This window comes from Methylomonas sp. Uni0009 (assembly GCF_054188105.3).
In genome coordinates, this window is the sequence record NZ_JBTAFN010000001.1 from 1,493,636 (window position 1) to 1,507,769 (window position 14,134).

9 protein-coding genes are annotated in these 14,134 nt (G+C 44.4%); 1 reads left to right on the forward strand and 8 read right to left on the reverse strand.

The genetic code is table 11. The features are described from left to right. The first annotated feature begins 48 nt into the window (after positions 1 to 48). The gene (locus ACWAU0_RS06945; RefSeq protein ID WP_415879503.1) at positions 49 to 849 is read left to right on the forward strand and encodes a WYL domain-containing protein; all 801 of its coding nucleotides are present in this window, start codon (positions 49 to 51) and stop codon (positions 847 to 849) included. A gap of 300 nt (positions 850 to 1,149) precedes the next feature. On the opposite strand, the gene avs1c is transcribed toward ACWAU0_RS06945, so the two are convergent. The 8 genes from avs1c to ACWAU0_RS06985 all read right to left on the reverse strand — a co-directional run bounded on the left by avs1c (position 1,150) and on the right by ACWAU0_RS06985 (position 14,122). After that, positions 1,150 to 1,479: an AVAST type 1 anti-phage system protein Avs1c gene (gene avs1c / locus ACWAU0_RS06950; RefSeq protein ID WP_458138751.1), complete on the reverse strand. Its 330-nt coding sequence runs from the start codon at positions 1,477 to 1,479 to the stop codon at positions 1,150 to 1,152. 13 nt (positions 1,480 to 1,492) lie between these two features. Continuing rightward, complete coding sequence (gene avs1b / locus ACWAU0_RS06955) at positions 1,493 to 7,348, reverse strand: AVAST type 1 anti-phage system protease Avs1b (RefSeq protein WP_458138752.1); 5,856 nt, start codon at positions 7,346 to 7,348, stop codon at positions 1,493 to 1,495. Then, positions 7,345 to 8,556 carry an AVAST type 1 anti-phage system MBL fold metallo-hydrolase Avs1a gene (gene avs1a / locus ACWAU0_RS06960; protein ID WP_458138753.1) on the reverse strand — a complete coding sequence of 404 codons (1,212 nt, stop codon included), beginning with the start codon at positions 8,554 to 8,556 and terminating at the stop codon, positions 7,345 to 7,347. Before avs1a ends, avs1b begins: the two co-directional genes overlap by 4 nt. Before the next feature lie 334 nt (positions 8,557 to 8,890). Beyond that, a complete protein-coding gene (locus tag ACWAU0_RS06965; RefSeq protein WP_171694460.1) occupies positions 8,891 to 9,640 on the reverse strand; it encodes a hypothetical protein in 750 nt (249 codons plus the stop codon). A gap of 217 nt (positions 9,641 to 9,857) precedes the next feature. Next, the gene (locus ACWAU0_RS06970; protein ID WP_458138754.1) at positions 9,858 to 10,625 is read right to left on the reverse strand and encodes a BglII/BstYI family type II restriction endonuclease; all 768 of its coding nucleotides are present in this window, start codon (positions 10,623 to 10,625) and stop codon (positions 9,858 to 9,860) included. Positions 10,626 to 10,632: 7 nt separating this feature from the next. Further along, positions 10,633 to 12,486, reverse strand: a complete 1,854-nt coding sequence (locus ACWAU0_RS06975; protein ID WP_458138755.1) for a TniQ family protein — start codon at positions 12,484 to 12,486, stop codon at positions 10,633 to 10,635. Further along, entirely contained in the window at positions 12,483 to 13,154 is a 672-nt protein-coding gene (locus tag ACWAU0_RS06980) for a TniQ family protein (protein ID WP_458138756.1), read from the reverse strand. Before ACWAU0_RS06980 ends, ACWAU0_RS06975 begins: the two co-directional genes overlap by 4 nt. Beyond that, a complete protein-coding gene (locus tag ACWAU0_RS06985) occupies positions 13,148 to 14,122 on the reverse strand; it encodes a TniB family NTP-binding protein (protein WP_458138757.1) in 975 nt (324 codons plus the stop codon). Before ACWAU0_RS06985 ends, ACWAU0_RS06980 begins: the two co-directional genes overlap by 7 nt. Between the last annotated feature and the right edge of the window lie 12 nt (positions 14,123 to 14,134).

Consider the following 14,134-nt stretch of genomic DNA (forward strand, 5'->3'; position numbering starts at 1 on the left):
AAATTAGTGCTAGACTTCAATCCTGCATTATTTTATGAAACCTAGCCTGTGTCTCACTTAACTGATCTCGAAACAATACTTACCTGGGAAGGATCGATTGATAATGAGCGAATTCGCCAGCTGTTGGACGTTAAAACAGTATGGGCTAGTCGCCTAATGGGAGAGTTAACAACCAGAATGGGAGATCGTGCCCGCAGAGCATCTGCGCACGCTCCACTGGAATTCATAGGACGATCAAACAACAGATATTCCCCTGATGAATATTTGCGGGTAATTTCCCACCATGATGACAAAGTATTAATTGAGCAAATAGAAGACGCCCGTGTGGATTTGTCACCGATTCACTTACCGATTTTTTCTGCATCTTTCTCGGCAGCAAAAACCGGCAGGGGTATAAAAATTGTCTATCGGTCTATGACCTCACCATCAGGGCGAGAAAGTATAGTGTTTCCCCATAGTATCGTCCGTGCCCCAAGGCGCTGGCACATGCGAGCGTGGTGCGAAGAGAGAAAATCCTTCCGCGATTTCACTCTTGGGCGCATAACGTCAATTGAACCAGTTGATACACCTGCACCCTATACAAAAATTGATGATGTAGAGTGGAATCAAATATTAGAACTCGTAATCGTAGCTCATCCTGATTTGTCAGTAGAACAGCAGGAAATGATTGCGGCAGAGTATTTTCCGGGGACTACAGCCAAACGGCTACGTGTAAGGCAATGCCTAGCTAGCTATGTCATTCAAGACCTTCGTTTAGCAATCGATCCCATCAGCCAACTTCCACCTGAATATCAACTATTGGTGAGTAATGCTGATAAATTGCCAAATCTATTCGTGTCAAATTTTTAAGTTATCTTTTTTCAGTTCAATTGTTGCCGCCTCAAAACCTACTTAGACCAGCAACCTATTCTCAGCATACCTAAACGGACTTTTTTAACGCAAACGGCCGATTGTGTTGAAAAAGGGCTATTCTGCGAAAAACGCTCTTTTTATAAAAAACATTACCTATTGCAAACAATGGGTTGCAAATTCTCTTATAGGTAAAATCGGCCAAAATTCACCGAAAACCTCCTTTTTCAACACAATCGGCCATCACCAGCCAGTCGAGTTGAGTAATTGTGTGTCTGCCTTCCCAGCAAAAACAGCCATTCAGTTCTGTTTCTCTCCAGAGTTTGTGGAATTCCCTATGTGCTCTGTTGTAGTGTTTTGTGAATCTTGGTTTTCTAAGTTATTTATCATTTCTTCCATGGCCTCACTATTAAATTGAACGCTTGTGTTAACGAGACATCGCACAGATTCGTTCACACTGAGAAAATCTATTCGCTCGTTCGGCAATAGCCGTACTTTCAGGATACCATCAATTCCAAGAGCCGCACTTGCACTGAAATGGATTTTTTCTTGCTTCATCTGTTCCTTGAGAAGATGGAAACGACGCTCAAACTCTGCACGCGTCCTAGGTGTATTCATGCTTTGCATCATCGCCTACGAACTCCTAAATCAATTGATTGTTTTGCGAATCGACTACGGCAGCTAATTCTCCGTTAATTCGAATTATCCAAGCTAATTTCTTTCCATCTGGAAGTTGGACCGCATTTCGTCTTACCGCAAGTAAACAACCTTCCTGCATCGGTCGCGCGAAGAAGCGAAAGTCATCTGATCTTCCATTTCTCCAATTTACTCGGTAAAAATCAGTTTCTTTGGCTTTGATCAAATCTTTAAAAATCGGAAGGGGAAATCCTGGAGTGAATGAACCAAAGAAAACGAAATCAGGCTTTAAATGCCAACAAGTTTCATGATATGTAGTTCCAGCACTGAAATTTGGGATTTGTTTAGATTTAAAAGACTTCTTCAAAGGGGGCAAAAAGAAGTTATCTTTGAACAAAATAGATGGAACAATAGTGGCCAAAACTTCAAGATGAGCCATCTTGCCATCGTCACCAAATTCGGTCAGTTCGTTATAGGCAAGAAAATAATATTCCTGGTCACCGATTGCACTGCGATAATCTTTTCCAGAACTAATCGCTTTAAGAACTGCATTGGCTGGCGAAGAAAAATCAGGAATTAATGACAGCTCGGGAATTGATGGATTGAAAACTCTCAACGCAGATTCAATTTTCATAAAATTACGCTGTGAAGCATACGGAAATAGCGCTACGTTCAACGCAAAACGCACCTTGGATTCCCATCTATTCAAATGACGATTTTTTGTCTCTCGAAAGGCGATAGAAACTGCATTTTCGAGGTCCCAATTTTCCTGAATGTTTAAAGGTAAACAAATTTCACCCATCTTATCTTCAAGGCAACTGACAATTTCTTTAGTAGCTAATTCGAGGCGTTCGAGAAGTTTCCATTCGTTTTTTATACAATGCGCCCAACTAGGAAGGTTGACGTAATTATCAGAGTCTGCAAATTCGATATTTCCAGAGCGAAATAATCCAACAATGCGCGATGCAGCCTCGTGTCCAGTGCTTGAACCCGCTTTTCCAGCTCTGTCAGCAATACGGTGAAGCACAGTCAAGCGACTAACATGCTGGCAATTTTGTAAAACGTCATCCATATCTAGAAAGACATAGATTTGATCCCATAGGCTGAGAGGCTGCATCGTCGACATCGAGTCAAGGACACCGCAAAAAATATCGGCACTAAATCCAGATGCCATTGAAAAAGCTTCCTTGGTTGCCAGATCCAAATAAGCAGATGGATTCCTTTCGACTAGCCAAGCAATCATTCCAGCTGCTTTATCACGTCGTAGTGATTTGGGATGATCAAGAAGCCAAATAACAAATTTGAACAGTTCTGATGAAATATCGCATTCGGCTTTTTCGCTGAGAAAATCGAACATCGCTATCTCATTTGTAGCATCACCGACCATCAAATGAACATGATCGATTACATATTGCAATACTTGACTTCTCTCATTCTCATCAAGCAAGTCCGCTACTTTCTCGATGAGATGTTCCGCAATACTCCATTTTGAATCATATCGCTCAGCTGCAATCAGTGGAGCATAAGCACAGATCAGCTCAACTGGATTCTCTATATGTTGCCGCAGTAACTCTTCCGCAGCTTGATGCGTGTTTCCCAATCTTCCGCCCCATATTGACCAACCACCATCCTGCAGAATCTTTAGCACCTTAACAGCCTGCGTCTTGGCTGCATCCAGATTTCTGAGTTTCAGTTGTTTTTCTGCGGCTACTAATGTAGCGTCTGCTTCTCTTGTCGCGGATTGTTTTCCAAAAGTACCGGGGAAATAAAATTTATCGTCAATGTCTGTATCGTTGTATTCAACGGTTGATGCTCTGTTCACTGTATCTCCGAACTGCATTTTTACGTCATGATCCATATCTGCCTTATCATCTTGAGTGATGATTTTTGAGAATACTTGGTAATGCTGTTTGTTAAGGGCTTTACGGAATGACTTTAGAAATCGAGTTCGTTGTTTAGGGGCTATTTCTGCTCCAACTACAAACTCTACTCTACGGACCATTTCAGAAATTGCAGTAACATCCGTACCGGCTCGGTTAATTAGTTTCGCATATTCGCTTGCAAAATCGTCAAAGTGTCGTTCGTCTCCACATTGATATATTTCGAGTAGAGACCAACATAACCTCCAATCGGCGTATTCTGTATTTCGCACGATTTCTAAAATTGCATGTTGCTCATCCAACGCTGCACCTGGGTACCGCATTCCGACCATGGGACGGAGTTTATCAATGGTGCCTTGCCGTGCCTCTAATAACAACTCGGAGGTTGTTCCACAAGTCTGACGCTTGAAATAATGGCAGCCGCTCGCGATATATTTTCGACGGAATAATTCTCCAATAAGAGCCATTTTCTCGTATCGGACAAATCGTTGAAACGTCATCTCTCCAGAAGCACGCTCCAAATATCCCGCAACTAAAGGTAAAGAGGCGTGCACATCATCCGATAATGGCATCTTGCGCAAAGTGCTTTCCATCAGCCCAAGTTGATCTTCTTTGTACCAACTAGGCCCCATGGAAACACCAAGCATATATCTGTAGAGGTTATCCGCCTCTTCATTTGCCCCGACTTTAACGAATAGCGGAATCATCTTCAGCAATTCGGGAACAAGCTCATGTCGGTTTTCTACACCATGAATGACGTGTTCTTTCCAACAATTAAGTAATCCAAATACTTCGTCGAAAATTTTTGTTCCTATCTCATTTGTCGAGACCCTTTTTAATACTGTAAATATGACTTCTCGAAAGCCTTCTGTATATAACCCCAATTGATCATCAGCTCTCTCTAACAAGCCTCCTAGAAATGTTGGTAGTTCTTCTGGATAACAATCCATCAACAATAGTGCAATTCGCTCGTAAACTAACGGAAATAGATTCTCAGGAATGGCATAGCTATCCTCCCATTTCACTCGTTGAGCTAGAGAGAATTCCAACGATTGCAGGACTCTTGTCTTCAATAACTCCAGCGTTTGCTGTCGCAAACTTTGATCACCATCGGCCAAACTGCGACGTGCTTTACCTTCACACCAGAAAAGAGCGCAAATACATTGATTGAGTGCTAATTGCCACCCAGTTTCTTCAAATGCACCAACTATTGGGCAATCAAACTCGCTATCGATAAATGCTTTTGTACGCCATTCTTCTGCATTTCGGTGAATACTAGGAAAATCTACATCAACCCGATTTTTAGCTCTGATCTCTGTAGACTGAGGTACCGCTACCAAATTTTCATCCTTGGTAGCAATAAGTTGCACGATTTCCGAGGGAGCTCCCAATTGAATGAGCGAGTCTAAAACCGCTGGAATGAGTTGCCCATCGAAGTTTGCTCCAACAGTTACAAGTTCTTCAATATCTGAAAACACCTGTGGTAACGATTGAATATTCTTCGGTAAATTGTATATATCGAGAGATGTTTCACATTCGAACAATGTCCATATTATGGGCAATATCAAGTTAAGTATCGGAACATCCGGGTCAATCTCTTTTAAATCTGCCAAACTCGCATAAGTATCACGAAAGCATAAAAAATAACCACTGCCTACACTATGTAATTGGGCAAGATAGTTGTTAGCAATTTCTAATGAATCGTCATCTAAAGCATGCCCAACCACATGTTTTGCATAATCTAATATTTTGATGACTTGATGCATCCTCCCGTATCCATCAGCAAGACGCATGAAATGTAATGTCCTAAGGTGCAGCCTACAAATATGAATGAAATTATCCAGCGTAATTCCATTGGTTACGTGGTAAGACTCAAATATCCTCTGTTGCAATATTTTTAAAAGTTCCAGAGCTTCGTCTGAATATTCATGTTGAATCAAGTTCAATGCAATTTGTAACGCTTCATTTGGATCAACGATAAGATTATTAAATCTAATTACATGTTTCAAAGCTTCCCTTGGACGTTTAAGACAAATCAATGCCTCAGTAACCAACCGTGCTGATTGAGCAAATAGAACGTTATAACGAAAGCCGATACGCTGTGATAGCAAGAGAAGGCGTATTGCTTCTACTGGCGGGCCTAATCTTGTAGCAGTTGCTACCGCTCCCTCAATATCAAAAAGAAGCGTGTCGGGTTCGACTCCAAGAGTCACACATCTATCAACCCAATTCTGATCACAAGCAGCTACTGCACGTGAGCGATGTGTATCATCGGAACGAAGTAAATGGAAAACAAGATTCAGAGCGCAATAATCTAGATCAGACTCCCTAAAGCAAAAATCTGCCAAGCGACGTTGAATTGTCGTCTCAAGGTTGACTGTCTTTAAAGTTAAAAACTCTGCAAATGACGGGTGATAAATTGTTGTTGTATCTTGACACAACAAGTGTCGAATCCGGCTAACAGTCGCTGTAAATGACGTCTGTTCGGTCGATGTGAGAATTCTCGGCAGATCACTTGTCCTAATTCCCCAGCGTAGGCGAGCAATGATAGCTAGCAGGTTAATCGCATTCTCATCAGTCAGCAAGCTCGTCCAAAGCGACTCGTAATACTCTTCAATCGCACCAGAGAGGATGGGAAAGTCATCTAAGGAATCTTCCGCAGAGCTGCTGTTCGCGTACTCAATCAAGTAGCGAAGATAAAGAGGATGCCCTTTAGCTTTTTCAACAATACGGGTTACTAATGCCGCATTTGCCCTATCATCCAGAAGCTCTTGCCAGCAATAGCTTGAACTCACTTCGTCGCTTAATAATGGCAGTGATATCAGGTTTTGACTCTTCACTCGACCGCTAAGGGAATTGGCCAAGGTTTGATAATTTGGCGCAGTTAAAATGATCGTAATGTTATGCGGCAATGGCTGGGGTAAAAGGCCAAGGAGTTTCACCATGGCATTAGAATCAACTGCTTGAGCTTCGTTAAGGCCATCAAGAAACAAAATGCCATGCCGATGTGTAGATGCGCAATAGTTGGAAAAAGCTTCAAACAAAACCGGAGTTTCGCGGACTAAAGTTACATAATTCCGCTCTTCCTTACGTGAAGGCTTTCCAGTTATAAGGGTAGATAGTGTTGTCGATAGCCAGTCGAAAAAAACTTCAGGTTGGGTGTGATAAATCGCTCCTGGACCTCGGCCCTGAGTTGTAAAACTGTACGTTCCCAGCGTAAATAGCGTTTGGTCTTCGGTTTGGAACTCACTACAAAAAGTCGTTTTCCCAATGCCATGAGCTCCTTCAAGGAAAATGTAATTCCCAGGGTTGTGAAGAATCGCCTGCTCAAACGTTTTCTGAAATACACTCCGGTCAGCCCGCCTTTTACGCGATCCTTCGGAGACGGTTTCCTCAGTATTCGGTTTTGGAACTTGAATTTCATGTTCCGCAAGGAAACCTTCCAGCTGTTGAATACTGATAGCGCCAAGTGAACCATTTAGTTTTAGCCTGATCATGCCTCTGCTAGCATTTCCACTTACTAGAGCGGCACCTGAAAGGCCTCGGTAGTCGCTTAGGGCAACAGATGGATCAACTGAAAGGTCGATGTCCATTTTCAGTTTTGGATTTTCAAGCAAATGCGAAACGGTTCCAGAGATGCGATGACCGATAGTAGTCTTTCCACTCGGGTAGCCAAATGATCGCCAACCATCACCTTCTCGAGGCATTGTTGTATTTAGAGGAATTGGCTGACAACCCAATGGTTGAGATATCGATAAAATGCAGGCATCTAGTTCCTCAGAATGCGCCTTGATGGTGGCCTGAAGACAGGTATCCCCCTCAGATCCAAAAAATGTAAGCTCTATAATCCTTTCAGATTCTATTGCTGGAAGGATGCAATGGCGAGCGGTCAAAATATAGGATTCAGCGATCAAATGACCTGTACCTGACTCGTTCTCACACATAACTCGACAGGTCGCCGCTTTGACAATATTGTCAATCATTCTTCCCTCACTTCGATGTCGATCCAATCAGTAGCGTTTTCATAAATTGAGAATTTCGCACCGGTTGCAGCCGTGTAATGGTGCATTTGCTGAGATGCTGGTGTGGTGTAATTAAAGTACAGATGCCGCTTGAAGGTTGCCGGCCTATCAACGATTGCCTTTAAAACTTCAATATCTGGGTGATTGTGACGTTCGCCGCTGGAAGAAATCAAAAAAATTGGTGAGTCGATCAGCTCAAGAAGAGTCGGACTTGTATTGTGCAGGCTACCATGGTGGGAAATCTTAATCGCGTCGAAAACTATAGGGAATGTGGCATCCGGTAAAGCTCGAAGCTCTGCTTCGATGTCTTCTGCCCATGAGTCACCTAGAAAAAGCAGCCGCGAGCTGCCTAGTTCGACAATTAGTGAGATTGAGCTGCCGTTCGTCACAGAACTATCAGACAGATAAACGTCGCCCAGACTAAGATTTGTGGAAGCACTAATCGTAGCCGGCTCAGATTGAACAGCTGCGCGAAGAGTATCATATGCACAAAGAAACTCGAACGCGTCGTCGAAAACATCGTTCTCTCCAATTTCCCCAGTGAAACCCAGGCGACGCAGGTCAGCAACCCACTGCCGACGTAGTTCTTCCAATCGAGCCACCGTTGGCCCTATCACGCGTATCCGTATCTCATCAGGGAGATTTAATTTTGAAGCCTCTTCAGAATTAATGCTTTGAGTACCGTTACCAGCATTCCAGAAGTATTCGCCGCCGAGTAGTAGAGCTGCCAAAGAGCTTCCCTGCCGCGCACTGATATCAACTGGTTCCACTTCGGCTCCAGCAGGCAATGGATAACCTCTCCTCCGAATCTCGGAAAGTAAGTCCTTATCATCAACTGTCAAATTACCAATTGTCTCAGTCAGGGAACCAAGGCTCCGTAGGCTGTTATGCCAAACATTTTCAACTTGAATCAGCTTTGGCGCTTGCGAACTACCATTAACTTTAAAAAATTCAAGTAACCCAGCAACATGATCAGCATCAATGTGCGTCGCGACTACCAAATCTAAGGTGTAGCCCAAGTGTGCAAGATGTTTAAGATCGGGAGAAATCCATTTTTTGAAGGTAATTGCATATCCGCCATCTATGAGGATTGCCGTTGGTTTGGAGGAATTCTTTGTAATTAAGAATGCATCACCGTTTTTAGCGGGATACATTTTTATTTTTAGCATATTTTAATAGCTTAATTGGGTGATTATAAAAACTAGGAATATTCAAATTTTAGACTTATCAACGACCAGAATCATAGTTCATAAGTATCGTGAAATTACATTTTGGTTCTATCAATCAATAATTTGTCTGCAATGAAGAACTAAGCCGACGAACAAATGATTATCTGGAAAGTCGGCAACGGGTCGGTTTTGCCCATTCAGTGCTGACAGCGCACGTTCGGCCACTATGCGACACTCAATTACTTAAACGTTTGACTGCTACAAGCCAGAAAGCTGTCTTTCAACGTTGAGCAATGCTTGAAGGTTGTGATGAGTTTACGAGTTGCACCAATCGCTAATGAGTATTCAGAACAGAATCCAAGGCTTGAAAATTTTCAGTTTCACCGATACCGAATTGCATAAACGCTAAAATAATTTCGGCATCGCGAATAATTCTATACTTTTCAGCACCTGCCCGAGTGACGATCCAAACTGCTAATAAATTATTTCTCACCTTTATTGCTGCTACGCATAAACTTGCAGGCCTTCCCTGTTTGTCAAGCTGGCAATAACTTGATGGCGTTTTGTCGATAAATTTCATTTTTTTCAACAATTCGCTAACACTGCAGCAGTTCCCGAGCTGAATGCGTTCAAGTAAGTTAACGCTGTCTTCTCTAACCAAAGTAAACTCACCTATTCCATGGAAATCAATATGTTTTTCTGCTGGGGTTGTCAAGCAAACTCGGCGAGCCCATTCTTGGCTCAGCATTTTACAAATCTCAGGAAACCAAATTGAACCTTCTGTTCGGTAGTCAGGGAAGCGGCTGTAACCTTCGAGTGGAATGTCTAAAGAATTTACGACAATTGGCTGATTGGCCTCAATTTTTTCTATGGGCAACCCGCAAAACTTGTCCTTCGCGCTGCACACGGTGCGCCTAGTCGATATAGCAACCAATGGCAATCGAATTATTTGATCAGCAATAGATATCCGAACATCATGAGCTAAAGAAGGCAAAGGAAAAACCGGTTCGGGTTTGGGCTCTGAGCCACATGAGCTCAACAAAACTAAAAGCAAATACGCTTCAAATTTAACTTTCAAATTCATACAATACCTTAAATGGCAGATCATGAAGCACAGCCGACATTAAGCATAGATCTATGGATGTCGCCTTAGGGTCGGATGTTGCCGGTCATCTAAGTCTCGTTGTATAAATTGGTCTGTCGATGATTCAAGCGTTAATAATTAGTGCGCAAGCAGAGAAATGCCATATTATTATCAAGGATAAAGAATTGGGTTTTTGCATATTTCAACTTTTTACGCTTCATATTTGTACCCAATCCTCAATCAATTTTGGCGTTATGCCAAATACCAAAACAGGACAACCTTCATGTAATCTGGCATTGAGCCGCTTTAGGAGCTGGTTCATCCAGGTTGTGCTAACTCCGTATTTTACTATTACGGCTTCATCGGTTTCCTCGCCCGCCTTATTAAGCTGAGGCACTTTGTTCAAAACGAGATTCAACTTGTCACTACGTGTCACGATGACCACCGAGCTAATCAGTCCGAATTCGTGGAATGCCCGAAAGGCATGCAAATCCCGGTCGAACTTTTCTTTGGTTGAGTTCCATTCAAAATCAAAGGCAACACGACCTTTTACATAGTCGATTTTATGCCTGTCAGTAAAGGCCTCGATCAGCTGAGTTTTAGTGTCAGGGCGTTTCACTTTATGGACTTTTCCATCAGACAAAACCTGTTCATCGTACTCCTGAAGCCTCACTATAAGGTCTCCTTGAATCCGTGATTCGACCCATCCACTAGGGCGTAAAGTACGCGAAAATTTCTTGGGTATATCGGATTTGTTTCCACCTGACGCTCCTAAGTCTCGCTTCGTAATGCGGAAAGCCAGCAAGGCCGCTTCAATATCTTTCAGTTCCTCGGGAAAGGAATTAGCCAAAATGGCCGCTGCGTGTCGGTAGCTATAAACTTCATACAACGCACGTACTTCGCCACTAATATATCGGTCAACATGTGCCGGGTTGTCGGCATTACCGTTTTCATCGACTGGGCTGCAAAGATTACATGACATCATAGGGTTTCTATTCCATTTCTTTTGGGGAGGACGGGTAAATCAAACTAGCTACATTGCCACTCGATTCACTGTAAAGGTCGGATTTCCGAAAAAAATACTGCCGGCTACCATCAATGATTGGCCCTGAAACCGGCTGTACCTGTAAAGTTGGTAGCAGCCATCGCGGCGCCCGTTTTATTGACTTGGCATATTCAGCCAGTGACATATAGGTGGCTTGAAAATCGTCGAGACTTGCTTGCGTGACTCGCCGACAAGGAAGATTATCTTGGATAGTCGCCAGTAACCCCTGCCTGACCAAGTCGTACACCACCTGTTGTTTAAAGCCCAGCCTCTTCGCTGCCTGGTCCACAGACATACTGGCACCGCCGGCGTAACGCATTTCCACCAACCACTGCCAAGTCTGCTGCTGATCAAGCTGGATAATTCCTAGTGGGATTGGCTCAGTCGGCTTGCCCACTGGTTTCAATTGGTTTGCCAAAAGCCCCCGAATTAGTGCGATGAATTCGCCATCGCGCAGATGCCAATATTTCAATATGTATCTGACGTTTATTGTCGGTGGCGAGTGCATTGCTTCTGTGCCGGTGAAAAACAATGCTTGCACTTGCTGCTCCGGAATTAACCAAGCAGCCGCATTGCCATGCATCCTTGAAACCAAAGGCTTTAAGATGCCATTCGCTATTATTTCTCTGACCCGGCCCTTCGGCAATACCAGTTGTTTGGCGGCTTGATCAAGGGTGAGACATCCCTTTGCCAGACGCGCTATTTCAGTAAGACTCTGTTCATTGATTGAACGCAGTTTACGACCGGACGGCAATTCAATCTGATGCCCAGCGATGACCTCGGCTCGAATAAAATGACGAACAGTTGATGGTGCCACGCCGGCTTTTTTGGCCGCTTGTTTCCAAGTCACATGAGGATGTCTGGCAATCGTCTCAGGCTTAAACGCTCGATGGCGTTTATTCACAAGACCAGACCAATGCTCGTGTAAATAGCGCTCGAATGCGTCGCGCAGAAACTGGAAACAATCGTCTGAGAGATCGGTGTAAAGAACATGGTAAAGCGTGCCAAACATATCTCTGATACGCGTCGTGCGCTTTGTCTCACGTTCGGCCTGACGTTGAATGGCAATCAAAAGGGCGTGGAAATTTTCCGGCCAATTATCGAGTAAATAACTTGCCTGCAGCATCAATGCCGAAGCCGTATCCAGTTGATGCATATTTCCAAGCTTTCCCGGCTTTCTTGGCTGGGCGCTTTCGGAATACTGCCCCAGGTAACTGATCAGTTTGAGCCATTCCGACAGTGACAGGAGCGGAATGCCCGGTAACCCTGATGGGCTATCTATCGCGGCCTCAACCGTCTGGCTGAGGCGCACTAATGAGTTACGAACCAACTCTTGAGCCTGGTGCCCAGCCAACCATGCGCCACAGTCACATTGGAGGTAGTTCACTCGCTCTAGGCGCTGGACGATGCCACAACAAGGACACCGGTCATGTAGCAGAACAGCATGTCGGCTACAGACACAACTGACTTTTAACAACCATGGCCCACGGATATGGGCTGATTCCTGAAAACACAACGAACACCAGCGCATCAGACTATGGTTGAAATCAGCATTCGTCAGCGAATTCGAAATTTCGGTTGATCCCCAAAAACTCGAGTGTGGACCAAACAGCGCCTGTCTTTCTTCGGTTGATAAATTAAGCCCTTGGCATAGGGCGTCAAAGCTTCTAAACGTCTTAACTAACTGCCCAAGGGTCTCGTAACCGTTAGCCTGCGAAACGCGCAACAAATATCCGATAGTCGCCTCCCCACGAAAGGGGCGAATACGAACCGGCAATGTAGGCTGATTCTCAGAAATCATCTTCCCTGCGCGACCTTTGTCAGGTCGCGAATCTGCTTGAGTTTATGACGACCGAATTCGTAAGAAACTGTATTTGGCTTCAGATTTCGTTGCAATTTGACTGGCAATTCACGAAACATCACAAATGCAACTTGATGAGCTAAATCCAACTCATATTGCCTAGCCGGTTTTGTGATTAAGGTGACAAGTTCTAAACCGCATACACATTTCCAATCCGCTGAAAGCCAACGCCAAGAAAAATTTCTGCGGCATTTCGGACAACTTCGTGCCAATTCGATACGGTGGAATGGGCAAACTTCAATTAATTTGCACTCCCATAGTCCGTAATAGAACTCATCTTCGCTTAAACATTTTGGACAAAACCAAAGTGGTGTGGGTATTCGCAGGATTCCAGTCAGGGTCCTATTTCGTTCTAAAGCATTGACCAGCGGATTTTGTGCGTATCGAATCCACCAATAATTTTTAAGCGATAGAAATCCACCGAAAAGCGATTGAGCCATTTGGAATGATTCATCCTGCTCGTAAGTATACCAACGAGACAGCAATTGCCTAACGTCTAAAGGCAGACTGTGACCGTTAGCACTGTAAAACCGGTACACATAACCCATCAGGCTTTCCCCCGGCTGTAGCTGCGGTCGAACAGGATAGTCGCTAAACGGTATCAACAAACCGCCTCCTTACGACCCTTGCGGGCACTACTGAAATTGCCAGACTCGAATGGCTCATTACCCCTGTCCAGGCGACGAAACTCGAACGCAGGATTGAAAGGATTCAGTTTGCCCACTCCCTCCCACCAGATTTCCTCAGTAAAGGCTTGTTCCAAGAGCGTTGGGCCAATCTCCACCATTTCAGTTTCTAATGCGAGTCGCAACGCGGAGGCCAACAGCTTTTTAATGTATGCAACACGGCCATCGCTAGCATAGTGCAAACGCATACCCAGTTCATCCCAGCCAAATTGACCGCACATCAAAGGCAGCGGTAGGCAGGAACCTAGCGAACGAAACAATTGAAGGCACTCGGCATGGATGGAACTTTTGTCACTTTGCCCCAGGGCTAAACGAATGCGCCGGGAAAAGCGCCGCCGGAGTTGTTCGTTGACTTGTAAGATTTGTTCCAGGCGAGGCAAGCCAAGAAATACGGTCGGCACACCAGTCTGGTCGATCAATGATTTTATCCAGTCACCTACCATGTAATGCGTGGTGGCTCTGCCCCGGTCGTGAATATGTTGGGCTTCATCGAACAAGATCATTTCCACTCGACAGGCCCGGCATAACCTGATGACCCGTGATGTTTTCGCTGACACTGTGCCAGTGGTCGCCGCTGGATCTCCCAACTTTTCAAGCAAAGCCGTTGCCACGCTCGCTATAGTGGCCGCTGAGGGAACTGACACGATCAGTACCGGTGTGACATCCCGGTCAAGCAAGGCAAATTTGGGATATTGTTGCTCAATCCAGCGGCAAAGACTGCTTTTGCCAGCGCCGCTTTCACCGAGTATTAACAAGTGCTGGGCAATACCCGTTTCGCGAAACAGTGCGAGATTCGTTTTTACCGCATCGACCGCGACGACAAAGGGCGGGAAGGGAATGTACTCTTCATCAAAACGTTGTAACTCGTCGAAAATCTCTTTGAAATTCACTGAGACCTCCTT

What these genes read in the sequence shown, in the direction of transcription:
- ACWAU0_RS06975 (WP_458138755.1), bottom strand. Translation starts at nt 12,486, where the DNA reads ATGATTTCTGAGAATCAGCCTACATTGCCGGTTCGTATTCGCCCCTTT.
- avs1c (WP_458138751.1), bottom strand. Translation starts at nt 1,479, where the DNA reads ATGATGCAAAGCATGAATACACCTAGGACGCGTGCAGAGTTTGAGCGT.
- ACWAU0_RS06965 (WP_171694460.1), bottom strand. Translation starts at nt 9,640, where the DNA reads ATGAATTTGAAAGTTAAATTTGAAGCGTATTTGCTTTTAGTTTTGTTG.
- avs1a (WP_458138753.1), bottom strand. Translation starts at nt 8,556, where the DNA reads ATGCTAAAAATAAAAATGTATCCCGCTAAAAACGGTGATGCATTCTTA.
- avs1b (WP_458138752.1), bottom strand. Translation starts at nt 7,348, where the DNA reads ATGATTGACAATATTGTCAAAGCGGCGACCTGTCGAGTTATGTGTGAG.
- ACWAU0_RS06970 (WP_458138754.1), bottom strand. Translation starts at nt 10,625, where the DNA reads ATGATGTCATGTAATCTTTGCAGCCCAGTCGATGAAAACGGTAATGCC.